Origin of the sequence: Segatella hominis, assembly GCF_004535825.1 — a bacterium.
In the GTDB taxonomy this organism is placed as follows: domain Bacteria; phylum Bacteroidota; class Bacteroidia; order Bacteroidales; family Bacteroidaceae; genus Prevotella; species Prevotella hominis.
On the sequence record NZ_SGVY01000039.1, the window covers coordinates 1 to 24,198 of the forward strand.

General features: G+C 40.9%; 26 protein-coding genes. 11 read left to right on the top strand and 15 right to left on the bottom strand.

Translation table 11 applies throughout. The annotated features are described in order from the left end of the window. The first annotated feature begins 235 nt into the window (after nt 1-235). The 8 genes from EXN75_RS12515 to EXN75_RS12545 all read left to right on the top strand — a co-directional run bounded on the left by EXN75_RS12515 (nt 236) and on the right by EXN75_RS12545 (nt 7,451). The gene (locus tag EXN75_RS12515) at nt 236-1,381 is read left to right on the top strand and encodes an OmpA family protein (protein WP_167639515.1); all 1,146 of its coding nucleotides are present in this window, start codon (nt 236-238) and stop codon (nt 1,379-1,381) included. Between the two features lie 20 nt (nt 1,382-1,401). Continuing rightward, nucleotides 1,402-2,295 carry a FimB/Mfa2 family fimbrial subunit gene (locus EXN75_RS12520; RefSeq protein ID WP_134844068.1) on the top strand — a complete coding sequence of 298 codons (894 nt, stop codon included), beginning with the start codon at nt 1,402-1,404 and terminating at the stop codon, nt 2,293-2,295. Nucleotides 2,296-2,320: 25 nt separating this feature from the next. After that, on the top strand, nt 2,321-3,214 hold the full coding sequence (locus tag EXN75_RS12525; protein ID WP_134844069.1) for a fimbrillin family protein: 894 nt from the start codon (nt 2,321-2,323) through the stop codon (nt 3,212-3,214). 22 nt (nt 3,215-3,236) lie between these two features. Beyond that, nucleotides 3,237-4,217 carry a fimbrillin family protein gene (locus EXN75_RS12530; RefSeq protein WP_134844070.1) on the top strand — a complete coding sequence of 327 codons (981 nt, stop codon included), beginning with the start codon at nt 3,237-3,239 and terminating at the stop codon, nt 4,215-4,217. Nucleotides 4,218-4,305: 88 nt separating this feature from the next. After that, entirely contained in the window at nt 4,306-5,211 is a 906-nt protein-coding gene (locus EXN75_RS12535) for a fimbrillin family protein (protein WP_134844071.1), read from the top strand. Between the two features lie 14 nt (nt 5,212-5,225). Continuing rightward, nucleotides 5,226-6,536, top strand: a complete 1,311-nt coding sequence (locus tag EXN75_RS12540) for a leucine-rich repeat domain-containing protein (RefSeq protein WP_134844072.1) — start codon at nt 5,226-5,228, stop codon at nt 6,534-6,536. A gap of 287 nt (nt 6,537-6,823) precedes the next feature. Further along, nucleotides 6,824-6,967, top strand: coding sequence for a hypothetical protein (locus tag EXN75_RS17770; protein ID WP_022251300.1), 144 nt, complete (start codon nt 6,824-6,826; stop codon nt 6,965-6,967). After that, nucleotides 6,954-7,451, top strand: coding sequence for a DUF6169 family protein (locus EXN75_RS12545; protein ID WP_118117046.1), 498 nt, complete (start codon nt 6,954-6,956; stop codon nt 7,449-7,451). The genes EXN75_RS17770 and EXN75_RS12545 overlap by 14 nt, the downstream gene beginning before the upstream one ends. A 284-nt stretch (nt 7,452-7,735) precedes the next feature. Here the strand turns inward: EXN75_RS12545 and EXN75_RS12550 are convergent, their stop codons facing one another. From EXN75_RS12550 to porX, 7 genes are all read right to left on the bottom strand, one after another. Beyond that, nucleotides 7,736-8,305 carry a GNAT family N-acetyltransferase gene (locus tag EXN75_RS12550; protein WP_134844073.1) on the bottom strand — a complete coding sequence of 190 codons (570 nt, stop codon included), beginning with the start codon at nt 8,303-8,305 and terminating at the stop codon, nt 7,736-7,738. Then, on the bottom strand, nt 8,302-8,457 hold the full coding sequence (locus EXN75_RS17775) for a hypothetical protein (protein ID WP_167639516.1): 156 nt from the start codon (nt 8,455-8,457) through the stop codon (nt 8,302-8,304). Before EXN75_RS17775 ends, EXN75_RS12550 begins: the two co-directional genes overlap by 4 nt. A 359-nt stretch (nt 8,458-8,816) precedes the next feature. Further along, on the bottom strand, nt 8,817-9,122 hold the full coding sequence (locus EXN75_RS12560; RefSeq protein ID WP_246031397.1) for an RpnC/YadD family protein: 306 nt from the start codon (nt 9,120-9,122) through the stop codon (nt 8,817-8,819). Nucleotides 9,123-9,188: 66 nt separating this feature from the next. Continuing rightward, nucleotides 9,189-9,353: a hypothetical protein gene (locus tag EXN75_RS17780; protein WP_006846734.1), complete on the bottom strand. Its 165-nt coding sequence runs from the start codon at nt 9,351-9,353 to the stop codon at nt 9,189-9,191. Next, a complete protein-coding gene (locus tag EXN75_RS12565; RefSeq protein ID WP_134844086.1) occupies nt 9,346-9,918 on the bottom strand; it encodes a zeta toxin family protein in 573 nt (190 codons plus the stop codon). The genes EXN75_RS17780 and EXN75_RS12565 overlap by 8 nt, the downstream gene beginning before the upstream one ends. Nucleotides 9,919-10,428: 510 nt before the next feature. Continuing rightward, nucleotides 10,429-10,839, bottom strand: coding sequence for a tRNA (adenosine(37)-N6)-threonylcarbamoyltransferase complex ATPase subunit type 1 TsaE (tsaE, locus tag EXN75_RS12570; RefSeq protein WP_118117050.1), 411 nt, complete (start codon nt 10,837-10,839; stop codon nt 10,429-10,431). Between the two features lie 29 nt (nt 10,840-10,868). Next, nucleotides 10,869-12,437 (bottom strand): T9SS response regulator signal transducer PorX, encoded by a 1,569-nt coding sequence (gene porX / locus EXN75_RS12575; RefSeq protein ID WP_134844075.1) that lies wholly within the window; start codon nt 12,435-12,437, stop codon nt 10,869-10,871. A 232-nt stretch (nt 12,438-12,669) separates the two neighbouring features. On the opposite strand from porX, the gene EXN75_RS12580 reads away from it, so the two are divergent. Together EXN75_RS12580 and EXN75_RS12585 are read left to right on the top strand one after the other, a co-directional pair. Beyond that, on the top strand, nt 12,670-12,981 hold the full coding sequence (locus EXN75_RS12580) for a LysO family transporter (RefSeq protein WP_134844076.1): 312 nt from the start codon (nt 12,670-12,672) through the stop codon (nt 12,979-12,981). Continuing rightward, a complete protein-coding gene (locus tag EXN75_RS12585) occupies nt 12,978-13,580 on the top strand; it encodes a lysine exporter LysO family protein (protein WP_134844077.1) in 603 nt (200 codons plus the stop codon). Before EXN75_RS12580 ends, EXN75_RS12585 begins: the two co-directional genes overlap by 4 nt. 91 nt (nt 13,581-13,671) lie before the next feature. Here the strand turns inward: EXN75_RS12585 and porW are convergent, their stop codons facing one another. The 5 genes from porW to EXN75_RS12610 are packed head-to-tail and all read right to left on the bottom strand — an operon-like array spanning nt 13,672 to nt 20,897. Continuing rightward, nucleotides 13,672-17,019: a type IX secretion system periplasmic lipoprotein PorW/SprE gene (gene porW / locus EXN75_RS12590; protein ID WP_134844078.1), complete on the bottom strand. Its 3,348-nt coding sequence runs from the start codon at nt 17,017-17,019 to the stop codon at nt 13,672-13,674. A gap of 34 nt (nt 17,020-17,053) precedes the next feature. Continuing rightward, nucleotides 17,054-17,893 (bottom strand): metal ABC transporter permease, encoded by an 840-nt coding sequence (locus EXN75_RS12595; protein WP_134844079.1) that lies wholly within the window; start codon nt 17,891-17,893, stop codon nt 17,054-17,056. A 20-nt stretch (nt 17,894-17,913) separates the two neighbouring features. Then, nucleotides 17,914-18,300 (bottom strand): hypothetical protein, encoded by a 387-nt coding sequence (locus EXN75_RS12600; RefSeq protein ID WP_022109864.1) that lies wholly within the window; start codon nt 18,298-18,300, stop codon nt 17,914-17,916. 22 nt (nt 18,301-18,322) lie between these two features. Next, on the bottom strand, nt 18,323-19,606 hold the full coding sequence (locus EXN75_RS12605; protein ID WP_134844080.1) for a 3-phosphoshikimate 1-carboxyvinyltransferase: 1,284 nt from the start codon (nt 19,604-19,606) through the stop codon (nt 18,323-18,325). 43 nt (nt 19,607-19,649) lie between these two features. Beyond that, on the bottom strand, nt 19,650-20,897 hold the full coding sequence (locus tag EXN75_RS12610; protein WP_134844081.1) for a zinc-dependent metalloproteinase lipoprotein: 1,248 nt from the start codon (nt 20,895-20,897) through the stop codon (nt 19,650-19,652). 557 nt (nt 20,898-21,454) lie between these two features. Between EXN75_RS12610 and EXN75_RS12615 the strand changes: the two genes are divergently transcribed. After that, the gene (locus EXN75_RS12615) at nt 21,455-21,961 is read left to right on the top strand and encodes a toxin-antitoxin system YwqK family antitoxin (protein WP_134844082.1); all 507 of its coding nucleotides are present in this window, start codon (nt 21,455-21,457) and stop codon (nt 21,959-21,961) included. A gap of 125 nt (nt 21,962-22,086) precedes the next feature. Here EXN75_RS12615 and EXN75_RS12620 read toward each other — a convergent pair whose 3' ends face one another. From EXN75_RS12620 to EXN75_RS12630, 3 genes are all read right to left on the bottom strand, one after another. Further along, nucleotides 22,087-22,842, bottom strand: a complete 756-nt coding sequence (locus EXN75_RS12620; RefSeq protein WP_118117057.1) for an exodeoxyribonuclease III — start codon at nt 22,840-22,842, stop codon at nt 22,087-22,089. 74 nt (nt 22,843-22,916) lie between these two features. Then, nucleotides 22,917-23,510 carry a GTP cyclohydrolase I FolE gene (folE, locus tag EXN75_RS12625; RefSeq protein ID WP_118117058.1) on the bottom strand — a complete coding sequence of 198 codons (594 nt, stop codon included), beginning with the start codon at nt 23,508-23,510 and terminating at the stop codon, nt 22,917-22,919. Nucleotides 23,511-23,513: 3 nt separating this feature from the next. Further along, nucleotides 23,514-24,182, bottom strand: a complete 669-nt coding sequence (locus tag EXN75_RS12630) for an SPOR domain-containing protein (protein ID WP_118117059.1) — start codon at nt 24,180-24,182, stop codon at nt 23,514-23,516. Nucleotides 24,183-24,198 lie beyond the last annotated feature (16 nt).

The window sequence follows — 24,198 nt, forward strand, 5'->3', positions numbered from 1 at the left end:
CGCTTTATGGGGTAAGGGGATTTTGTGTCTGCGACATTTCTGTTGTGCAAGAAATATGTACAATAAAATGAATTTTGTCGCTTTGCAAGCAAAATCCCACTAAACCCTATAGGTTGCGGATTTGAGGATCTTTATCTTTACGATTTAATATAAACGAAATAATATGGCAAATTATTTGACAATACGGATTAGATTTCTGATCGCAATACTTGCATCAGTGCTTCCGCTTTCCACAATGAAAGCTGAAGAAGGAAAAGATGTACTTGCCCCATCGCAAGGCTGGTACGTCGGAGTAGAGGGTGGAATGCCTTTCGGTTTCTCTACTTTCTCAAGTTTCGGACACGACAAGACGCATCTCGGTTGGGCTGCTGGCTTATATGGGGGCTATCGTTTCAACTCCATATTCTCGGCTGAGTTATCTGCCAAGTACGGAGAAATGAACTTGTCTGCACAAGACTGCTGCGTAGAACGTAACTATTGGTTGGGTAGCGACGGTATGCGTTACAACGCAGGTTTCTTAGGCATGGACAGTTGGGAATATGCCAATCTGAAAAGCCATGTCAGGATGGGGTGGTATGGGGCAAGAGTGAACGTTAATCTCCTTGGACTGTTCCACAAGACAGCTAACAGCCGATGGGATTTGGCTGTTTCACCTCATATATATGCAGTAACGACCAAGGCTGATATCCAGACTATAGCCGATGATGCCAAGGTAATGAAAGGTTCTACCAACTGGCATTTGGGTTATGGTGCAGACTTGCAGGTTGGTTATCAACTGACCTCATGTCTGAAATTGGGCATCTATTCCGGTTTGACTCGTCTTACTGGCGAACGTATGGACGGAATGCCTGAGCATCTGCATAAGAACAACTTTGTTTGGGAAAGTGGAGTAAGATTAGGGATTAACCTCTCTAAAAAGAAGAACAAGGTAGCAGAAACTCCATCAGTTCCACAACAGGAGGTTCTACAACAAGAACCAACTTCTTCGGAGGAGGTCAATCAGAAAGAAACAGTGGATAAGGCAGAAACAAAAGTTGTTGAACAAGACATAAAAGAATCTGCAAAGGTGACTTTCCCTGTCATATATTTCACTTTCAATAGTATCGACATCCAGCAAAATGAAGAGACTAAATTGAATGCTATTCTCAAGACATTGAAAGAGAATCCGAACATGAAGGTGACGGTAACAGGTTGGTGTGACACAAAAGGCAGCGTGACTGTCAATAAACGTATATCTCGCCAGCGTGCAGAAGCCGTAAAGACTTGGCTTGTGAAGAATGGCATAGAGGCTAATCGCATTACTGCAATAGGAAATGGTAGCGATGACACCCAAGATGCGGATAAGGCTCGCCGAGTAGAGACAACAGACAATCATCAGTAACCCATAAAACAAGATAGAAAATGAAAGCAAAAAGAATATTTAATATTGGGTTATGGGTGCTGTTATGCGTCCCATGCCTGTTGGCAAGCTGCGACCATGATGTTCATTCTGATGAGGAAGAAAGTGGCTTGTCTGTATCGCTCACTTGGGCAGATGAAGCCGACCAAGGTACGGAAGTGAAGGATGTGAAGCTCTGGATATTCAATGCCGATGACGGTTCTTTAGTAGAGGAAAAACATTATGGCAGTGCGCAGGAGGTGGCAAGCCAACGCTTCGCTCTTCCTGAAGGGCATTATCAGATATTGGCTATTACCAATCTCATAGAGCCATTCTTCACTACTGACCAGACCCGGGCTTTGAGCAACTGGAACAATATCCAGATAGGTTTGACCAATCCCAAGAATGTAAGGAACAATGCCTATTTCGGAGTTGCCGACGTGAGGATTGACAACAAGGAAGGCAACTATGTGGTACAGAATCCTGTTAAAAGCGTGCTTGCCGAACTGACCATCATCATAGAGAATGTACCTAAAGGTACAGAAATGAGTGGTAAGGCATTAGATGCAGCCTGGTGTCTGTTCCCTACACAGAAGAATAGTGATGGAGAATATGGGTTGCCGAGCATAAAGCCAACGGAAGTGGAAATACCTACTATCTTGGCTACTGAGTCAACCCTGAGATCGGAAGTCATCCGGCTGATGCCGACCATACAGGGAAGCCCCGCCTCTCATGTTTATCTCCGCCTCTTGCTGCCTAACGGGACCTTGCAAGAGTATGACATCACCGCTCCTGCGATGAAGGTTGGAGGAAAGTATGAGTTGCGACTCAACTACAACCAAATGCAGCCAAAGATGAATCTGGAAGCTACCATCAACGGTTGGACGAACCTCAACAATGAAGTAGAAATAAAATAATAATAACTTTTAAAATGTTTATAAGATGAAAAAGATGACTAAGTTCTTCGCCCTTGCACTCTTGGCAGGTGCAATGGTTTCATGCAGTACAGAAGACACCGCACCTTCTGTCCAGAACGATAAGGTAGCCGTGCAGTTTACTGGTGGTATTAGCGTAAACACCCGTGCTGCTGGTGTAGCTTGGGCTGATGGTGACAAGATTGGTATCTTCATGACAGAAGCTGGCAAGACACTCTCTGCGGATGTAATCAAAGAGGGTGTTGACAATGTTTGCTATCAGTCAAATGGAAGTATAGCCTTTTCACCTGTTTCTGGTGGTAAGACTGTTTTCTTCCCGATAGATGGAGATGTGGACTTCTATTCTTACTATCCACAGACCACTGTCAATGACTACAAGGTTTCACTTGATGTAACAGACCAAACGAAACAAGAAACTATCGACTTCATGTATGCCAAGACAGAAGGCTGCAACAAAGCTACGCCACAGGTTGACTTGACGTTCTTTCATAAGTTAAGCAATCTTATTTTGGATGTTCAACCAGGTAACGGTCTCACGCAAGAAGACCTTAAGAAAATGACTGTGACAGTGAAAGGTCAGAATACCAAAGCCACTTTCAATCTTGTGGATGGAACTATCTCTGGTGAAGAAACTCCTGCGGACATCACGATGAAAACTACCGAAGCTGGCAAGCTGTATGAGGCAATCCTGCTCCCTACAGAAGAAGCAAGCCGAGTGATAGAGTTTGACCTCAAGAATGGTTACGACGCTCCTTTTGTATGGACAATGCCTGTAAAACTTGAGGGTGGCAAAAGATACCACTATACAGTAGTAAAATTGAGTCGTTCTGCCGTAGATATTTCTGGAACCATTAAGTCTTGGACAGAGGCAGGAGACAATAATGAACATATAGCACAATAACAACTCTTAAATAACAAGATATATGAAGAAATTTAGATTCTTATACATTGCTGCCGCAGCATTGCTGTTTGCAGCTTGCGCTAACGAAGAAGACGGTATCGGCAACAATGGTCCTGTTGCTGCTACAGTAAAGGCGGATATTTCCAACAATATCAAAACCCGTGGAACTGCAGACAACGACAAATGGACAACTGGCGACGCTATCGGTGTGTACGTCACTTCCGCAGGAAACACAAAAGGAACAAATGTAAAGTATGAATATGACAGATATGGTGAATTTGTTTCGGCAAATCCTATTTATTTTAGAGATAACGCGGAACAGACATTCAGTGCGTATTATCCATACATTGATGACCCCAATAATGACAAATTCGATGAGGATGGTTGGTTAATAAGTGATTGGACTATTGATTACAGCAATCCAAGTAATACCTTATTAGCAAACGATTTTCTCTTTGCCTCGGGAGCAACAGCCAGCAAAGCATCGCCAATGGTTAATTTCACTGACTTGAATAATGTGGGTGAATCCTTGCCAGAGAAAGATCATCGCTTTAAGCACAAGATGAGTATGATAGAATTTACGGTCATTGCAGGAGAAGGTATAGAGGCCAGCAAGAGTGATCTTCAAAGTATAACATTGGACAAGATAAAGACACAGGGTAAGATAAATGTAAAAACAGGTGCGACAGAAGTCACAGGGACTTCTTCCCTAAAAACCTTACCAGTAACAGGTTTTTTGACCGATGTCAGGGTCTGCAAGTTTATACTCTTCCCGCAACAGTTCGAGAACAAAGAATTGACCATTAGTTGTAGTGTGTTGTATAACGAAAATACTATTAACAATTATACAACAAAGATACCCCTACCAAATGGATTCGAAGGTGGTAAAAAATATACTTATACTATCTCTGTTAGAAATAATAGTATAGTAATAGGAAATGCAAGCATAACGGGTTGGGGTATTGGCGCAGACAATGAATTTCTCGATGCAGAAATAGAATAGTTATGATAAATAAGGTACTGAAATAGGAAATACAGGGTTAGTGAGCTTGGTCGCTCACTAACTCACTAACAATAAAAAACTGAAGATTATGAAGACGATAAAACAAAGAATTTCCTATGCGGTAATGGGCCTTATGGCTATGGGCTTTACAGCATGTACGCAAAATGAAGATATGGCTCCAACGCTGAAAGGGCAGGAAATCAATGCCACTTTCTCTGTTGGAGGCATGCAGACTCGTGTCAATACATTGGGATACGGTAACAATTGGGAGGATAAAGATAAACTGACAGTAAGTATATTTACGGATTATGATCCTGGTAGTACGACTGTTCTTTCTTTTAATAGTGCAACAAACGAATGGTCTCGTACAGGAAGTTTTCGTTGGTTAACAGGCTACGATCAACATACTATTTTGGCTGTATATCCATCTGACACGGATTTTGGGAAAAATAATCTACAGTATGATTTACAGACAGATCAAAGCAGCGAAAGTAAATTAAAAAACGCTGATCTCATAACTGGATATTGGCACGATTTTCCTCGGTTTGATTTAAGCATTCGTATGAAGCATCGCATGTCGCTGGTCACGATAGTATATCATGTTGGTACTGCGGATTATCCTGATATGGATATTAGTGAACCACAAGTGTATTCTAAGCACAATAGTGTTGATTTTAACAGAGACGACCGACAAGAGCAATTTGTCATGAGTACACCTACTGCTAATCCTGCTTGGGTACAAGCCTGTAAGCATGACGGCGATATGTTTTCAGCAATCGTTATCCCTGGTTCATACAAAACTGACGATATTTTCGTGAAATTCAAGATAGGCGACAAAAACTTCCATGCAAAAATGAGGTCAGATACGAACTTTCAAGAAGGCTATCGCTACATCTACAAACTCGATGTAGGAAAAGACAAAGTGGAACTAACCCGAATCAGCGTAGATGATTTGAAAGGTTGGGACAGTAACAACGAAGAAGATCTCAAATAATTGGAGGAAAGAATATGAAAAAGATATTTCAATACATCATGCTGGCAGTCGTTACTATAGTAATGGCGTCATGCACAAGTGATATAGAAAAAACAACCGCAACAACAGGCAAGAGCAACGTACAGTTGGTTGTAGGTGAATTTCCTGCATTCGGAGATTCACAGACTCGTGCTATTGGTACACCTGATGAAGGCAAGACTTCATGGGCAGAAGGAGATGAGTTGCTTCTGGAGATGACCAGTAAGACTTTAGGGACTAAGTATGCTGCTTTTAAATATAATGGCAGTAGCTGGGAATTGGCAAGTGGCGAGCTGTCTTATAAAGAAGACGAAGTGCCAACCTTTCCTCATGTATATTATGCCCCTAACTACAAATGGGAAGCTGGCAAATTAGTTTTGAAAGAAGGCAAGGTTGCTGGAACCGATGAATACATCGAGGGAAAAGCCAATATCACCCCTAATGGTCAGGCTATAACCGTAGAATTTTCCAAGGCAACACGCAACTATTCACGCCTCCGCATCGCAACTATGCCAAATAAGCCAATAACAGTAACCATCGATAGATACACTCCTGCGGGCAGCAGCGATATGAAATGGGATCAAAATTATGCCCTTACATCTGATGAAAAGGGCAATGCCTATTTATATGGTAATTTTGTAACAAATTCCAGAGTCGATGTGAAATATGGGGAAGCTCCTTTGGCAACTCATAAATTCTCGCAAGCAACAGTAAATGCTAAGAGTTATGCACTGGATGCTACTGTTGTTTCGCTGACTGACGAAGGTATCACTTACGATCAAATTGTGGAAGACGTCAAGAAGGAATTGGATGCGGGCAAGACTTACATCAATATCATTCTTGCTCCCGATGTGGATGAAGAAACATTGGAAGCAATACATATCGGACTTCTAGAAGGAGAAGCAAAGGATTGGAGTATAAACCTTACTTTGATAGGATGTAAGAAGATTCCTTCAAGAGGATTTTTGCATTTTGACATGCTGAAATCCATAGTCCTCCCAGATGTTACAGAAATCGGGGAAAATGCTTTTTCAGATTGTTCAGGGCTTCAAAAAGTAGTTTTAGGCAATCTTACAAAAGTATATGGTAATGTCAGAAATAATGGTATCTTTGATGGTTGTGAAACCCGGTCCATCGATTTGGTTTTGTCAAAAGACCAGAAAGCTATGAATGATGGCGAAGCCGAAGGTAGATATTGTTGGACTGCTGATATTATTACAGATTATGATCTTAGTAATGAACATGTCAGCAAAAAATTCCTTGGGTATGAATTTAAGTCCATAACGTGTAGATATAAATTTGAATAATAAAGTAGATTATTTAACTCCTAAGCTGGGCAAGGAGTATAAGTTGCTCAGCAACATATATTCACCCGCACTTCACGGGAAAACGACAAGGGTCTATATGCCACGATGAGAGGTGGCGTATAGACCCTTCATCGTGTCTTGATACCTGTTGGGTGGATGATATGGGTGTGGGCAGTGGTTTTGAAATCCTAACTTTTCCCGAAACTTTTCTCCCGTTTTCTTTGCACTTTCAAAATAAAAGCTTATCTTTGCAATCAACATGAAGTAGAACTTTAAAATGAATAAGTATGGCTTTAAAAATTAAAACTCGTGAAGAAGCAATTGCAGTATTACGAGATATGGTTAGACGTAAAAAAGATATGGAAGCAAAGGCTCAAATAGACTTTGCCAAAGCACGTGAGGAGGCTACAGACTGTTATGCATGCCTTTAACTTAACTCGCCTCAATTTTCATTCTCCTTATAAGGTCTGGATAGATAATGGATCATATAAGTTCTTAACAGATTATGGTGTTCAGTATCGAATAGAATTTGTAGAAAACAATAATATTTGGGAGGATGAAAAAGCGTATGAATTCGGCATTCTCAATGAAAACAAGAAGAATTCTCCTAACGATTCTAAAGTTAAAGCAACTATACAATGTATTATAGAGGAATTCTTTCTTACGAATCCCGATATACTTCTATATCAATGTGAAACGGGTGATAGCAGACAGGCTATGCGAGCTCGCCTTTTTACCAGATGGTTTAACGAATTCGATAAACGAGATCGTTTTTGTGTCAAGGTTTCTATTCTTAGAGATGAAGAAGTTGATAATTACATAGCCATTATAGTTCAAAAGAGTAATCCTAAGTTGAATGACATTCTTCGAGATTTTGATGAGTTTATCGGTTTCTTTGATACAAAGCCCGAATAATAGTAGTAAATCTGCAATTAACTTGGTTGACAAGGGTCTATATGCCACGATGAAAAGGTGGCGTATAGACCCTTGATTATATGGTGACATTCGTAATCTACATCTCCGCTTTCAGCAGCTTTATCTCCTCTGCCGAAGGAAAGAGAAGAAGCTGAACGCAGGCTGAATATAAGCAGCACGCCCTGAACCAACGGTCACCGGTGCGTAACGGAATTGAAAATCGCTGACCGAAGGGTAAAGCAAAGATAAAGGACAGAAACTCCTAACCCAGGGCGTAGGGGGAATCATTCTATCGGCCAAATTGTTTTGTACATTGGCCAAACATCCATTTGTGCAACAGGAGTCAATTTTGCAAATTGATTCTTTTCATAGAAACCTACTGCGCTGTAATTAGAGGTATGCCAAGCTCTTACTGTCAAGAAGACGCAACCGGCATATCTTTGTTTTCTAGCCATCGAAGCTATTTCGTCAACTAAGGCTGAACCTATATGTAAGCTTTGAAATTTTTGATCAATAGCTAAGTAGGCAATTTCTAAAGCGGGATAAGTATATTTTTGTTCGAATTGATCTCGGAATGTTTCTTTTACCGCAGGTAAATCGGTTCCTGCTGCACCTATACGCATATCATCAAAATCATCTGAATCTATGTCAACGGAGTCGAATGCTAAGGCGAAAATAGCAACAATCGTGTTGTTTGCTTTTAAGCGGACACAAAATGTCTTACAATAATGACTCTCTTCACAATCTTGTAAGTGATTATGAAGAAAGTCATCCATTTTGTCTTTTCCTGTATAGAAATTTATCAACTCATCAAAGTCTGATAAAAGTTCTATTTTGTATTCTTCTAAATTCATTCTAAATTCCACTCAAATTTATATGGATAATTTGGTGTCTTTGTGGCATCATCTGTCTTTGCTTTTGCACCGATGGATGCAAGAGCGGCTTTACGAACAGCTTGTGCGTATTTGCCTTTAGCTAAAACTTTTGGTGCATTTATTCCTAACATAATTATATAATTTAAATGTTTGTGATGCAAACGAGCGCAATGAAAACTTGCTTTCAAATTGCCGAGTGCAGCTTTTCTTATGCAAAATTAAGCAATATCTCTGTAACTTCCAAATATTTGAATGAAATTAACATCATTATTGGTCAAATAATACTAAATCCCCCATCCTGCTTTCTCAAGCGGGATGAGGGATTTTTCTTCAGTATACTCACCCGCACTTCACGGGAAAACGACAAGGGTCTATATGCCACGATGAAAAGGTGGCGTATAGACCCTTGATTATATGGTGATAGTCGTAATCTACATCTCCGCTTTCTGTTTTTTATGAATTGCTTATCTGTTACCTCTAAGATAATATCTTATTTCAATTTTTCTATCTGTTCCTGGGTAAGACCGGAATACTTCATAATCAGATTGATGTCAACGCCATCAGCAAGCATGTTCCTAGCAATATCCAGGGCTTTCTGGTTCATTCCCTTTTCCATACCTTCAGCTATACCTTCACGCTTAGCAGTGTCAACGGAATTCTTGATGTCGCGATATGCCATCTTGCTGGTCTCGTACTCCCTCATTTCCTGCGGAGTAAACTTGGCTATCTCGGCTTCTTCAAAGAGGCGATCGAAATCGGTCAGCAAGCTGATGTATCTTTCTTCTACCTGTTTCATAATCATCTGTTTAAAAAATCCATGCCGCAAAGGGCGACTATAGTTAAAAGAATGATAAAACCTTTTCTAATTTAATAATTGCTTGGCAGAAACTTCTACTACCCCGCCATTTCCGTCACTAATGACCACAGGACGATTGTATAAAGCCTTTTCTACCAACATATCATGCTGAGCTTCAACTAAACCTGATTCAACTTTGTTGATAAAGCCCTCAATCTCACTTTCACTCATAATCCTTAATTATTTTAAATTTAACAATATCCTTAATCTTTGTTGGAAGCAGTCTACCTCCGAAAGCAACACGTTCTCCTTTATTTAAACTGTTATCAAATAGAATCCAGATATCCACTTCTTTCATAAATATCTCAAAAAGATTCTTAAGACCAGCCTTATACCTACGTTCAATTACAGGCAAAGGAATGTTATGCCCGCCACTCGCTACTCTATCAGCTACACGTCTTTTTGCAAGCTCTATACTATCCAGCCAAAAGAACAAGAGATGCACAACATACCCTTTTTCTTGTGCTCTGCGCACCAGGTTAATATAAGATCTGGTTGCTAAAGTAGTTTCTATGGAGAACGATTCACCCATTTCTAGCAAATCTTCTATTCTCCTAAGCATCAAACGCCCTGCTTCTATCGCTACTCCTTCAGGATTGAAAGGTGAGAGACCTTTTGCAATTTCGTCAGCATTAACAAATTCCTTAACGAGCAAAGACTTGGGAAGAATCGTCTTAGAAGCAGTCGTTTTGCCTGCTCCATTACAACCTGCTATTATATATAAATGCTTAACCATTTGATTCACATTTAAATTCTTTTGGATGCAAATATACTGCAAAATCTTGATGACGCCAAATATTTGAATGAAATTAACATCATTATTGGTCAAATAATACTAAATCCCCCATCCTGCTTCCTCAAGCGGGCTGGGGATTTTTCTTCAGTATAATCCCCCACACTTCACGGGAAACGACAAGGGTCTATATGCCACGATGAACGGGTGGCGTATAGACCCTTGATTATTTGGTGATAGTCGTAATCTACATCTCCGCTTTCAGCAGCTTTATCTCTTCTGCCGTCAGCCCCGTCATATCCATGACCGATGCATCAGATCTTTTTTCTCCCTGCCCACGCAAGAATTTTTCCGTGGGCAGGGAAAAATAAAAGTGGGTACAGGGATGGATAATTTCAAGAACATAACTTGTCGAAAATCTACACGACTTAACGATGCGCTTTATTAAAGTCTAATAAAGCGCATCGTTATAGTTTGCTACTTTAATGGGGCTATCATGCCCCCAAAAAAGTATCAGAATTCAACGGTTCTGCTTCCGTCTTCTTCTGTGTGAATATGTACTCTTGTCACATCTTCTGGTAGAAGGTCTTCTATCAGTTCTGGCCATTCCAGAAAACATAAGTTTCCTCCATAGAAGTAATCCTCATATCCCATATCATAGACCTCGTCTATCTTTTTGATACGATAGAAGTCAAAGTGATAGATTGGGTCGCCATTCCCTGCGGTATATTCGTTGACAATGGCAAATGTAGGAGATGTGATGACATCATCTACTCCCAATTCTTCACAGATAGCTTTGATAAATGTGGTCTTACCAGTACCCATCTTTCCGTAAAAGGCAAAGACTTTACCATCACCCATGTTGGCCAGAAATTCCTTGGCTGCAGCATGGATGTTTTCTAATGAGTCAATTTTGATTTTCATATTTTGTTTCCTTTTCTTGTTTTCTTTTTCTAACGTCTTCTTGGTGTCAATGTAATGAGTGGTATCAGCATCTCTTCCATAGATATGCCTCCATGCTGGAATGTGTCCTTGTAGTAGGATACATAGTAGTTGTAGTTGTTGGGGTAGGCAAAGAAGGCATCACCATACGCAAATACATAAGTTGTGCTCAGGTTCGGAGCGGGCAATTGTGCTTTATGTGGCTCCTTGATTGTGAACACTTCCTTGGCATTGTAGGCAAGATTCTTGCCTAACTTATAGCGCAGGTTGGTGTTGGTATTACGGTCTCCTATTATCTTGATAGGTTTTGAAGCCCTAATACTTCCATGGTCGGTGGTGATGATGACCTTGAATTCGTCTTGCGATAAACGTTTGAATAGTTCTGCAAGAACTGAATGTCTCAGCCAACTCTGTGTAATGCTGCGATAGGCAGATTCGTTGTTTGCCAATTCTCTCACCATCTTAGATTCTGTACGTGCATGTGAGAGCATGTCAATAAAGTTTACGACCAGTACATTGAGGTCGTTATTCTTGCATTCATTGTATTTATCCAGAAATCTGTCGGCTCCTGCAGAATCATTTATCTTGTGATAACTGAATGTGTAGTGCTTTCTGAATCTTTCCAACTGGGTTTGGATGAGAGGTTCTTCGTTGAGGTTTTTGCCTTCCTCCTGATCTTCATCTACCCATAGGTCAGGAAACATTTCTGCTATTTTGTTTGGCATCCGACCGCTGAATATTGCATTGCGTGCATACTGGGTGGCTGTTGGCAAAATACTCATATACATGTCTTCCTCGATATCGAATAGTTCTCCGATATCTTGTCCCAACATTTTCCATTGGTCATATCTGAAGTTGTCGATAACTATGAGGAATATCTTTTCACCCTGATCCAGTTTTGGAAAAATCTTGGTTTTGAAGATGTCTGGACTCATGACGGGCTTACCTTCTATCGTCTTGCCGATATTCTTGGGATTTACCCATTCCAAGTAGTTCTTGGTGATGTATTTGGCAAATCCGATGTTGGCTTCTTCTTTCTGCATGGTAAGCAGTTCTGTCATCGAACTCTCGGTGTCGCTCAGTTCAAGTTCCCATTTTACCAGTCTCTTATATACTTCTACCCAATCCTGTACTGTCCGGCAATCCATGATTTGCATGGCGATTTGCTGGTAGTCTTGCTGATAACCGCTTTGGGTTACTTCTGTGACTATATCTTTGCGATGTATGTTCTTCTTGAGAGAGAGCAATATCTGGCTGGGGTTGACCGGTTTGATGAGATAGTCTGCGATTTTTGAACCGATAGCCTGGTCCATGATGTTCTCTTCCTCGCTCTTGGTACACATGACTACAGGGGTAGCTGGTTGGATTTCCTTGATTTGCTGAAGAGTTTCCAATCCGCTAAGTCCTGGCATCATTTCATCTAAGAGAATCAGGTCGAAGGTCTGCTGTCTGCACTGGTCGATAGCATCCGGACCATTGCTCACAGTTATAACTTCATATCCCTTTTTCTCCAGAAATATGATATGCGCCTTGAGAAGTTCTATCTCGTCATCTACCCAAAGTAATAAACCGTTACTCATGTTTTTATTTTTTAGGCGCTAAAGTACAAAGAATAATTGAATACTGGCAGAAGAATGCTATTAAAGTATGTTAATGTTAAGGAAAGTTTTTATTCGTATGATTCTTCTGGGTGTTCGTATGTTTCCTCTACTTTTATATAATAATTAGGTGAAGATTCCGTTCTTTATCCAAGAATCAGTTTATAAATCCAATTATTCATCAAATAAAAAAATAAGAAGAAATCAAGAAACAATGCTCAAAATTGTATTGATAATGCTTTGCGGAATAGGTACAGGTTATCTGCTCCGTAATAAGAAAATGAGTTTTTTAGGTCGCATCATCACGGCGTTGATATGGGTACTCCTGTTCCTGCTTGGTATTGAAGTTGGCTCCAATCCTCGTATCATAGGAGGTATTCAGACCTTAGGTCTCGAAGCTGTTATTCTCACCATTGGTGGTAGTGCGGGCAGTGTGCTTTTTGCATGGGCATTGTGGAAGTATGTTACTGCTAAACAGATGAAGGCTTCTGGTTCCGCTGATACGGAGAAGGGAGGTAAGGCATGAAAGGTAGCTTGATTATAGTTGGTTTCTTTGTCTTAGGTATCATCGCTGGATTGTGTGATGTAGTTCCTGCCTGTTTTTTAGATAGTGATGTGAGTTATATTGCGCTCTGTTGCCTGATGTACTGTGTGGGTGTCAGCATCGGTTGTGATACTTCTATTTTGAAGAGTTTCAAGGAGGTGAATCCTCGTTTGATGATGCTTCCGGTGATGACTATTTTGGGTACTTTAGCTGGGTGTGCAGCCGTATCTCTGGTATTAGGTCACCGTCAGCTTACCGACTGTTTGGCTATCGGTTCAGGATTCGGTTATTATTCCCTTTCAAGTATTTTTATTACTGAATATCGTGGTGCCGAACTTGGAACCATCGCTCTTCTTGCTAATATTAGCCGTGAAATTCTGACGCTTTTAGCCGCTCCGTTGCTGGCGAGATATTTCGGTAAGTTGGCACCTATCAGCGTAGGTGGTGCCACCACAATGGATACTACGTTGCCTATTATTACTCGCGTGTCGGGAGAGAACTTCATCATCGTTTCCATCTTTCATGGTTTCTGTGTTGATTTTTCAGTACCATTCCTGGTTACATTTTTCTGCTCTCTATAATCAGTTCTGTAATTTATCAGGAATGATTTAAAAATACAAATGGCAGACTTCTCCAGCTATTTATTCTGGGAAAGTCTGCCATATTGTTTCTTTAAAAACCATCGAAATCAAAATATTCGTCTTCTAAGTCAAATTTGTCATCTTTGTCTTTCTTCTCCTCTTTGGATTTCTGGTTCTTATTTTCTTGCTTCTGAGTGTTTTCTGTGTCATCATCGAAATAGAAGATATCTTCATTCTCCTCAAGAGGTTCTTTCTTTTGGATTTCCTTCTTTGGAGTCTCCTTCTTTATGGTCTCTTGCTTTGGAGTTTCCTTCGTTGGAGTCTCCTGTTTTGGCTCTTCTACTTTAGGATCAACTACAATCATCTCATCCTCATTTCTTTTAACTTCAGTTTCTTTTTCAGAATTATTTTTCTTTGGAGTCTCTGTGTTGATGTCCTCTTTGATTTCAATGCCGTTATTATTTCCGGTTTGAGTATTCTCCTCTTTGATTTCTATAGACTCATTGCTGTTACTTGGTGCAACATCTTCCATGATTTCTAATGAGTTGTCTATATCATTTTTGTCGTCAAGTATCTCTTCATCACCGGCTTCAGTCTCTTCTACTTTCTTTTTCTCTGTCACGATTTCTGTAGGCTCCGTTAAGAGAGGTGCGGCATTCTGTTTCAACTTGAGTGAAGCGAAGTGTTTCTGATAGAACTTCTCGTATTCATTATATGTGAACTGTGTGCCTAAGAGTTCGAGATTTTGTTCGCTGATGAGGATAGCTCGAGCCTTGTTGAGATGACGGATGATAGCAGTCTGCTCCGACAGCGCATGTGCATATTGCCATGCTTCATCGTAACTTCTGAATCCTGACATAATCATTCTGTGCAGCCCATCTTGCTCCTCGATATTCATGTCGAAATTGCGCACAAGGTAATGGGTAAAGTTGTATTTAGCCATTTCAAAGAGCAACTGGTTCTCATTCACAGAGTCTGGCTGGTAAACAAGCATGAATACAAAGTTGGCATTGCGTTCATTCGTGAATACTTTCTGTTGGGTGGAATCCTGGTCATTGAGTACAACACTTCTTCTGTTCCATACATCTTCCAAGTCAAACTTTCCACCATGCAGTCGTTTTCCCGCATTGACTCCATTGACTATCATACCCGCTATTTCGCTGATACGGCTATTCGGGTATTTCTCTACCACTTCCTGCATATCCTTGATGCAGGCATTGGCGTCACCATCGTTGAGCTTGCTTAATCCACCGATAAACAAAAATTTATCCCTGTTTTCTCCCAGTGGGAAACGCTCGGCAGATATGCGTGCATTGGCCTTAGCCTCTTGGTATCTGTTTGCCTTGAATGCCTCGTAGGTTGCCGCATAAAGAGAGTCTTCTATATGAACACCAAACTGGGCATTTTCTTTGTAGTATGGATCTGTAAGCAATGTCGTCCATTGGCTTTCAGGATATTTCTTCTTCAGTTTCTGTACATAACGTTCTGCCTCTACCGGCATTTCCTTTCGGGAATATAACAGATAGAGGTGGTAATATACATCGTCCATGTGCTCAAAGTCATCAGCATAGTTGTCTTCCAATCTTCTGAGTGCTTTTTCGCTCAGGGAAAGATTGTCCAACTTATCCTTGAAGATAACGCCGGAATTCAACAGACCATCTTCCAACAGCTTGTTGCTGGCTTCTATTTGTTCTTCTGTAAAAGGAATCTGAGCCAGATAATATTCTCGCTTATGTGGATCGTTTTGTGCACTGTCTGTAATCTGTTTCAGAGAATCTTCCTTGATGGCTACATTGGCAAGAGAATCTCTTATTTCGTCTGTCATCTCTTCAGCACCTTGTGGCGCACTGACCACCGTCTTGTTGATGCGTTGCCAGTTATCTACATTTTCTCGTTTTCCCCATAGGCGTTGGAATTGGGTCTTACCCTGACTTACGGCTATAGGGTTGTAGAAATACCAGAGTCCTTTCTGTCCGGTATTTCCTGTTGATGTATTGTTGTTCTTATTCGAATTGTGGTTTCTGTAGGCATTTCCACCGTTTTTTGCTTGTTGACGGTTGCTTTCTTCTTCTGCCAGTTTATTCTTTTCTTCTTTTTCTTTCTTCTTGAGGGCATCTATTACGCGGTCGATGGCTGCATTTCTTTCTTTTTCGCTCATCTTGGCAAGAGCCTGGAGAGAGTCCTGCAGGTGGACAGCTTCTGTATGAGGAACTAATTCATCAAGTATTTTAGAACGTTCTGCAAGAATCTTATAGTCTTTACGGTCTTTGTCAAGCAAGCCGATGGCTTCTCCGTAACAGCGCTGGGCATCACTGTATTTTTCCATACCCCAGTACAAGTCGCCTAAATGAAGCAAGAGCACACCTTTCTCAATACCACTGCGTGTCGCCTTGGCATTTCCTTTTTCGTATGCAGAGATGGCTTGGACGGTATCTTTCTCGTTGAGATAGATGTTACCTATTGCGTAGTATATCTGGTCCAGGTATTCCTTGTTGTTGTCTGATGCAGCCATACGTTTCAGACGGCTGATCATCTGTTTGGCATTTCCTCTGGCCATCACCTCTGTCATGGAGATACGGGCGTTGAATTCCAGTTCGTATGGAGGATTGAGACGTGTAACATGCTTGAAGGCTTTGTAGGCCTCCTGTTTTTTGCCAGTGGCAGCAAGCAACTGTCCTAAGAGGAACCATTCGCGCGCCTTTTGCTTCCGTCGCATCTCATGCTTGATTACTTTGCGGAGATAGGGGATAGCCTGTTCGAAGTCTCCAGTATGGATATAGTAATCAGCGTATGTATAGTCCCATTCTTTCTGGGCACGCCAGTGGATGCTGTCTCTTTGCATTTTACGGATTACGTCCTCTGTATCATACTGCCATCCTTGTTCGATATAACATTTAGCCAGCCAGGCCCTTGCTCTGCCGTAGATGGCTGGTTGGGTGGAGTAGAGGCGGCTCATATAGGAGAAAGTGGTTGCAGCACTTTCGAAATCGCCTTTGAAAAATTGGGAACGTCCCATCAGCAACCATGCTTTCCATAAGAACGGATTGTATTCCTTACGGCTCAACCATTCAATATCTTTTTCTGTTTTGCGACGGTTTTTGTTCCATTCCGGACGTTTCTTGATACTGTGTTGATGAATCGCTTTTTCACACTTGGTGATGGCTTTCTCATAATTGCCTTTTCCCAGTTCACGGCTGTTTTTATTGCTTACGGTATAGAGAGGAATCATCTCCGTGAAGTTGTCCTTATTGCCGTTCTCTTTTTCCAATGAACCGTCAATATAGGCTAACGTACCATTATAATAGGTGTTATAACGGGCGTTGAAGGAATGCCACCAGCGGCTCTTCGCTGTATTCTTCTGCGTAGAGCAACTGCCAATACCAATTAGGAGTATAATTGATAATAGGGGAATGATATGTCGGAGATAATTTTGTTTCACTCTTGTATGATTTTAGAATGTTGTCTGCTGATCATCACTTTTTCTCAAGTGACAGCTTGTCTTTATTATACAACTTGTTTTGTAGGGCTTTTATTGTCTTACTGAGCATAAAAACCATGATACTGACAAAAATAATCGTGGCTCCTGATGGAACATTCAGCACATAACTGGCATAGAGTCCGATGATACAGTCTATCCATCCCAGGATGATGCTGGCAAAAATCATCTGCTTATAATTATAGGTGAACAGGTTGGCTGTCATCTGCGGAATTGTTAGCAAACTGATAGCCAGTACGATGCCCACCATTTTCAATGAAGCAACAATCGTCATGGCAATGAGTGTCATCATCAGATATTCTATCGCCGCTACCGGCAAGTGCTGCGAGCGTGCAAAGGTGTTGTCGAAAGCTACACTCTGAATCGGACGGAGGAAACAGGTGAATACGGCGATGGTGATACATGTCAGGATGCCCAATAGCCATAAGTCAGAACCTTCTATCGTCAGGATGCTGCCAAAGAGAAACGAAGGTAGGTCTGGCATGAAGCCGGGCGTGAGAAAGCAGCAGATAATTCCTACGCTCATTCCCAAGGTCCAGAACATGGCGATGGCAGAATCTTTCCTGACATCTTTTCTGGATGACATCCATTGAACGCCAAATCCGCTCAGTATGGCAAAGATCATGGCTGCCAGAATCGGATTGGTACCAGTGAAAACGCCAATTCCTATTCCGCCAAATGATGCATGGGTAATACCCCCGCTGATAAATACCAATCGGCGGGTTACGATATAAGTGCCTATGATTCCACACAGGATGCTTGTAAGGAAGGCGCCCAAGAGGGCATTCTGAAAAAATGTATATTGTAGAATGTTCATTTCCTATAAAATATTCTTTTTCAATCCTCGCTTAAAAAACTGATGACTTCATCTTTCAACTGGTCTGGCAAGTTGATGCCTCTGAGGATGAGGCTTCTGTTCCAGCCTGCCACTTCCTCCGGCTTCATCGTATATAAGACTTCAGCGAATTGTTCAACTTCTTCTTCGGAATAATCATCTGCCGCACGTCCTTTATACGTGTCTAATTCTTCGTCATCATAATATTCTATCTCTTTGGTTGCAGCTTCCATCATGCACTCCTGCTCGCATTTCGTGTTTTCTCCATTACAGGTGTTACACGAAACGCCTTCTTTTAGGGGCTCTTCTTCTCCTTTCCGTTGGGTGAAAAGTCCTATTAGTGCGCTTGCCAGTCCTAAAACAACCAATGCAATAATCAGGTAAATCATTCGATATCTTTTATTGTGATTATTATTCCTCGCTGATTTCAAATCCTACTTTTTTCAGGTCTTCCCAGAAATGTGGATAGGATTTGCTTACCACTTCTGGATTGTTGATTTCCAGATAAGGTAACTTGAAGGCAACTGGTGCGAAGGACATGGCCATGCGATGATCCTCATAGGTATCTATGGCTTCGTAGGTCGGTTCGCAGGTTTCGCCATCCCAGATGAGTGTATTGTTGTTCTCGTCTTGAATCACATAACCTACTTTTCGCAACTCTTTCTTGAGTGCTTCGATGCGGTCGGTTTCCTTGATTTTCAAGCTGGCAAGACCGGTAAACTTGAATTTGATTCCCATCAGACAGCAGCATACTACAAATGTCTGGGCAAGGTCTGGTGAACCGGTAAAGTCATAATCCAATCGAGGAAGCAGACATCTGTGGGCTTTCAGTGTAACAGTGGTCGGTGCACTGGTATGTATGTTTGCCTTGTCATCTCTATCCTCTGGATTTTGAATGTTTTCAAATTCGGTCTTGACACCCAGAAGACTGAAGATATATTTGACGACAGAGTCACCTTGTTTGGAACCATCCATGAGGCCCTCTAATCTGATTTCAGAATCGATATTTCCGTTCAATGCCATCATTTCATACCAATAGGAAGATGCGCTCCAGTCGTTTTCTATCAGATACTTTCTTTCTTGGTATGGCTGAGGTTTTACGACAATTGTGTCCACGTCTGTCCATTTTGCTGAGGCTCCAAATTCGCACATGGTCCACAGGGTGAGGTCGATATAGGGTCTTGATGCAATTTCTCCTGTAAGTTTGAGTTTCAATCCGTTTTTGAGAATCGGACCGATGAGCAGAAGAGCTGATATGTATTGTGAACTGATGCTTCCTACAACCTCCAGATGACCTCCTTCGAGTGCATGACCTTTGATGCGGAGTGGGGGATATCCTTCTTTTTCTACATATTCGATGTCGGCGCCTAAATAGCGGAGTGCATCCACCAGAACACCGATAGGACGATTCTTCATCCTTTCTGTTCCTGTAATCGTATGTTCTCCTTCAGTAGCACTGAGGTAGGCTGTCATAAATCTCATGGCAGTACCAGCAGCCTTGATGTCTATCACCTCAGGCATGTTTTTCAAGGCATTGATGATCACTTCTGTATCATCACAATCACTCAGATTGCATGGCTGGATCTTACCGCCCGTCATGGCATGGATGATGAGGGCACGATTGCTGATGCTTTTACTGGAGGGCAAGTTGATGGTGGCGTTGAGTGCCTTAGGTGCTTTTATCTTGTATTTCATCTTATTTTTTTATTATTTCTGAAATGATGGTGAATCCCATCCTTTATTTTTTGTTAGTACTATGTATTTCTTTTCTGAAAGAAGCTCTTTCCACAGGAATAGCCTTTTCTATAGCCAGACAGATTGGCAAGTCGATATCTTCGTCATTGTCCTGACTTCTTGTACCGTAATTGTCGTTTTTAATCTTTTTCGGACCAGGAATCAGTGGACTGTAATAAAGAACCTGTCTCATGCGGTATTTCTGCTCAGGTGTGAATCTGAAGCTCAAACTTACGGCATAGTCCATGAAATTGTCAGAATCCCATTCCTCTCCCGAATCATTGGAGCGTTTGATGAGTTCTTTCATCACAAGGTCCTTACCCGCCTGCTTATGCTGTTCAATATATGAAATCAGCCATCTGTTGTAGGCTGGTTTGTTATAGCTCTTGGTGTCTGTGCAGTAGTCTGTGTCTGTGCAACTTTCATTAGGTTCGCTTCCTGTGTCTGTATCTTTCTCAGCAAACACATGCCTGAGTCCTAAATAATGCCCTAACTCATGAGCCAGTGTGACATTGATGTCTCCAGAATCATAGGTGTATCCTTTGTCTCCGTGATCTGCGGCTGTATATCTGGATGACTCTTGGTTGATATAGGAACTGTTGATGGATACACAGTATTCAAAAGACAAACTGTTCTTATTGATGGCACCTTTTGCGTCCTTTAAACCATCTATTGCGGGATAGCCGTTTTGTTTGTAAGGTAGGTTGCTGATGCCAAGCGTTATGCTGTTGTCTTTTGTTTTCTTGAAGTTATACACCATGACGTTGATGTATTCATTCGGGTTCCATATAATCTTATTTTTCTTTTTGGTTTGATTCATGAAACTGTTGCAATCAATAGGATATTCCCCCGAATATTTGATATATTCCACTCCTGGGGTCTTTAGCTTTTTGCCAGATTCATCGTAGAGGGCAAGTTCAAACTGCACATGTATGTTCTCACTTGGCACATCTGCCCCCTCACCAAAGTTATATAATTTCCCTGCATAGAGGTCATTGACATTTTGCAGTATTGCTTTCAGACGGTCGTAAGATACATATTGATTCCTTTTATTGTTTTCATCTACGGCATTTTCATCCTGATACAGGACATGAAAAATCACTGGGAGATGATAGATGTAATCGTCTCCTATAATTTCATCACTGTCATGGTCTTGTTCATTGTCTGAATAGAATGGGTCTGGTTCTGACTCTTTACAAGATGAGAAAGTCAGAGCTACCAGAGCAAAGATGATAGATATGTAATACTTCATGCGCATACCTTATTAATATAATAAACCAACTGCAAAAGTACAAAAAATAATCTTTATTCAGTTATAAAATCATTAAAAAGTCCATCTTTTTATTGATAATATGGAAAATAACCTTCTTATTTTGTGTTTTTCCTGATGAACAAACGTATCAAAATCATAGAAAGTTCTACTTTTTGCCTGTTTTTGGTGATAAAATATACCAAAATGTTTGTTATTTCGGTGGTTATCTTTCAAATGTGTATCTTTGATGATATATATTTACAAAATTGTACTAACATCAGTAAGTCTGCATTTTTTTATAGATTATAAATGTTATTGAGTCTTAACAATATGTTAGTGAATTGCTGAAGAATTACCATTTTGTAGATTTTAGACTTTACAAAATGTTAGGAAATAATGCTGTAAGTTACAGTTTGGTTGTTTTGATGGTAAAATTGATTTAAATCAAAAGTAGGTGAAAAAATATAATAAAATTGCGTTAATAAAATATACAACTTATCGTTTTTTTGCCTATCTTTGCATCAGAAAAAGAAAGTAAAACCTAAAAACGTAAAGATATGAAAAGAATAATATTACTCTCTATGATGGTGATGCTGACCATTGCAAGCTTTGGTCACAAGCACATCGAAAAGGCTACTGTTGTTGCAGATACCATTTTCTATGCTGAAAATATGAGCAACGTAGCAAATGCTAATCAGGCAAGTTACTACAGACTCCTTATGACCACCGGTTCTGGCATCAATAAGAAGGATGTTTTCAAGGATTACTATATGAATGGTAATTTGAGAGCTGAAGGTGGATATAGCTTCATCGATTTAGGAAATGATAGAAATACTGTCTTCAATGGTGAGGTGACCACTTACTATAAGAATGGTAAGGAAAAATGGCACGGCAAGTATGTAAATGGCAAGCGTGAAGGTTACTTTACACTGCAGCTTCGCGAAGGTGGTGTGGCAGTTGTACAGTTCAAGAACGGTAAATCTGTTCACAATTACTTCACTGTAACTCAAAAGGATGGCACAATTGAGAAGAAACCTCTCTCTGAGATTCGTGCTTTCATGTAATATTCGATAAAATCTCTCTTATATAAATTAAAATTTTATGTTGATATGACCAAAAAGGGTTATCGTCCGTGAGGATGGTAACCCTTTATATTTTTGGTATAATCTTGTATGATATGATTCTTGTATTAAATGTCCAGATCAAGTTCTACCGGACAATGATCGCTTCCCATGATGTCTGTGTGTATCTTGGCGTCAGCGATGTTTGTCTGAAGCCTGTCTGATACGAGGAAATAATCAATACGCCAACCGGCGTTCTTTTCTCTTGCCTTAAATCTGTATGACCACCAGGAGTAGGTAACCTGCTCAGGATATTTGTATCGGAATGTGTCTGTGAAGCCGTCATTCAGCAATTCAGTCATCTTTTCTCTTTCCTCATCCGTAAAGCCTGCGTTTTTGCGGTTGCCTTTCGGATTCTTAATATCTATTTCTTCATGTGCCACGTTCATGTCACCACATACGATAACTGGTTTCTTGGCATCTAAGTTCTTGAGAAATTTACGGAAGTCTGCTTCCCATGTCATACGATAGTCCAGACGGCGCAGTTCCGTTTGGGAGTTAGGAGTATAAACAGTGATGAGGTAGAATTTCTCATATTCCAGTGTGATAACTCTTCCTTCATGGTCGTGCTCTTCCACTCCCATACCATAGCTTACGCTTAATGGTTGATGCTTGGTATAGATAGCAGTTCCTGAATAGCCTTTTTTCTCAGCATAGTTCCAGTAGCTGTTGTATCCTTCAAACGTCAGGTCGAGCTGACCTTCTTGCATCTTGGTTTCCTGCAGGCAGAAAAAATCTGCATCCAATTCTTTGAACTGGTTTTCAAAGTCTTTACCTACGCATGCTCGCAAGCCATTGACATTCCATGATATAAACTTTAACATATTACTTAGTGTTTAATGTTTAGTGCTTAATGTTTGGTTTTCATAAGTAAACACGAAACATTAAGCACTATATATTAGATTCTTTTGCTTTCTCCGCGGAGCAGGTTCATGAACTCCTGTCGTGTATTGAGAGAATTGAATACACCGCTATAATCACTTGTTGTGGTGATGGAGTTCTGTTTTTCCACACCTCTCATCTGCATACACATGTGTTTGGCTTCAATGACCACCATGACACCTTGTGGATTGAGTGTTTCCTGGATGCAGTCCTTGATTTGCTGGGTAAGTCTCTCTTGTACCTGAAGTCGGTGGCTATAGATATCCACTACACGTGCAATCTTGCTCAATCCGGTAATTTTGCCATTTGGGATATAAGCCACATGTACTTTTCCATAGAATGGAAGAATATGATGTTCGCACATAGAGAAGAAATCAATGTCCTTAACGATGACCATCTGGTTGTATGTTTCCTCAAAGAGTGCATCAGTCAATACTTTACGGGGATCCTGACTGTATCCGCGGGTCAATATCTGCATAGCCTTGGCTACGCGCATAGGAGTTTTCAAAAGACCTTCTCTTTCAGGATCTTCACCAAGCAGGTTGAGGATTTCTTTGTAATGTGCTGCGAGTTCATCCAAGCCCTCGCGAAATTCTGTTTCTGGATTCATTTTCTAATATTGAACGGTTATTTTTCCCTTGACAAGACAAGCTTGTCGGTAGCCCATAGCTCGGATTTTAGCTAACATCTTCTTAGCTTCTTCTAAAGAGCGGAAGTTACCGATTCTGCATATCCAGCGAGGTGAATAAAAGTGTACATATACAGGCTGGTCTGGAAATCTCATCTTGATGGCATTTCCTGTCTGTTCTGCCTTGAGACGGTCGTTGCGTGAGTTGCCGCCAGCAAAAGCCTGTACTCTATATCCTGTAACCTTGTAGCTGCCACGCATCACTTTCTTGCGCATGTCCACTATAGGTGTCTCTTTTTCTTCTTTTTCTGTGTTTGTCTTTCTGTTCGGACTTTCGTGTGAAACTGTCTTTTCATTGCCAGCTTCGTGGTGCTCTGCCTTTTTTACAGAGTCTGGGAGTGTTTTCTTCTGATTCTCAGAAGTTTTCTTCTGGTTGTCAGGAGTATTGTGTTTTGTTGGGGTTGTAGTTGGGATAGTTTTGTCGTCTTGTGGGATCTTTTTCCCATTGATTAATTCGTCTATAGCCTTGCTTTGGGTCACAGTGACAGTACCTAATCCTGGTGTCTTCTTTTGCAAGTGCTCCAGATAGGTCTGACCATTACTCGAAACAGTGATTCCGAGCATGATAGTAAAAAGTAGGACGAATTGTTTCATAACTTTCTTTTATCGT

Coding starts and splice junctions, on each gene's coding strand:
- EXN75_RS12520 (WP_134844068.1), top strand. CDS start 1,402: ATGAAAGCAAAAAGAATATTTAATATTGGGTTATGGGTGCTGTTATGC.
- EXN75_RS12530 (WP_134844070.1), top strand. CDS start 3,237: ATGAAGAAATTTAGATTCTTATACATTGCTGCCGCAGCATTGCTGTTT.
- EXN75_RS12565 (WP_134844086.1), bottom strand. CDS start 9,918: ATGGTTAAGCATTTATATATAATAGCAGGTTGTAATGGAGCAGGCAAA.
- porX (WP_134844075.1), bottom strand. CDS start 12,437: ATGAGTAACGGTTTATTACTTTGGGTAGATGACGAGATAGAACTTCTC.
- EXN75_RS12550 (WP_134844073.1), bottom strand. CDS start 8,305: ATGAATTTAGAAGAATACAAAATAGAACTTTTATCAGACTTTGATGAG.
- EXN75_RS12600 (WP_022109864.1), bottom strand. CDS start 18,300: ATGATTTACCTGATTATTGCATTGGTTGTTTTAGGACTGGCAAGCGCA.
- EXN75_RS12620 (WP_118117057.1), bottom strand. CDS start 22,842: ATGTTAAAGTTTATATCATGGAATGTCAATGGCTTGCGAGCATGCGTA.
- EXN75_RS12595 (WP_134844079.1), bottom strand. CDS start 17,893: ATGAACATTCTACAATATACATTTTTTCAGAATGCCCTCTTGGGCGCC.
- EXN75_RS12545 (WP_118117046.1), top strand. CDS start 6,954: ATGCATGCCTTTAACTTAACTCGCCTCAATTTTCATTCTCCTTATAAG.
- EXN75_RS12585 (WP_134844077.1), top strand. CDS start 12,978: ATGAAAGGTAGCTTGATTATAGTTGGTTTCTTTGTCTTAGGTATCATC.
- EXN75_RS12560 (WP_246031397.1), bottom strand. CDS start 9,122: ATGAAACAGGTAGAAGAAAGATACATCAGCTTGCTGACCGATTTCGAT.
- tsaE (WP_118117050.1), bottom strand. CDS start 10,839: ATGAAAATCAAAATTGACTCATTAGAAAACATCCATGCTGCAGCCAAG.
- EXN75_RS12610 (WP_134844081.1), bottom strand. CDS start 20,897: ATGAAGTATTACATATCTATCATCTTTGCTCTGGTAGCTCTGACTTTC.
- EXN75_RS17780 (WP_006846734.1), bottom strand. CDS start 9,353: ATGAGTGAAAGTGAGATTGAGGGCTTTATCAACAAAGTTGAATCAGGT.
- EXN75_RS12535 (WP_134844071.1), top strand. CDS start 4,306: ATGAAGACGATAAAACAAAGAATTTCCTATGCGGTAATGGGCCTTATG.
- EXN75_RS17770 (WP_022251300.1), top strand. CDS start 6,824: ATGGCTTTAAAAATTAAAACTCGTGAAGAAGCAATTGCAGTATTACGA.
- EXN75_RS12515 (WP_167639515.1), top strand. CDS start 236: ATGAAAGCTGAAGAAGGAAAAGATGTACTTGCCCCATCGCAAGGCTGG.
- EXN75_RS12525 (WP_134844069.1), top strand. CDS start 2,321: ATGAAAAAGATGACTAAGTTCTTCGCCCTTGCACTCTTGGCAGGTGCA.
- EXN75_RS12580 (WP_134844076.1), top strand. CDS start 12,670: ATGCTCAAAATTGTATTGATAATGCTTTGCGGAATAGGTACAGGTTAT.
- EXN75_RS17775 (WP_167639516.1), bottom strand. CDS start 8,457: ATGTTAGGAATAAATGCACCAAAAGTTTTAGCTAAAGGCAAATACGCA.
- EXN75_RS12605 (WP_134844080.1), bottom strand. CDS start 19,606: ATGAAATACAAGATAAAAGCACCTAAGGCACTCAACGCCACCATCAAC.
- EXN75_RS12540 (WP_134844072.1), top strand. CDS start 5,226: ATGAAAAAGATATTTCAATACATCATGCTGGCAGTCGTTACTATAGTA.
- folE (WP_118117058.1), bottom strand. CDS start 23,510: ATGAATCCAGAAACAGAATTTCGCGAGGGCTTGGATGAACTCGCAGCA.
- EXN75_RS12615 (WP_134844082.1), top strand. CDS start 21,455: ATGAAAAGAATAATATTACTCTCTATGATGGTGATGCTGACCATTGCA.
- EXN75_RS12630 (WP_118117059.1), bottom strand. CDS start 24,182: ATGAAACAATTCGTCCTACTTTTTACTATCATGCTCGGAATCACTGTT.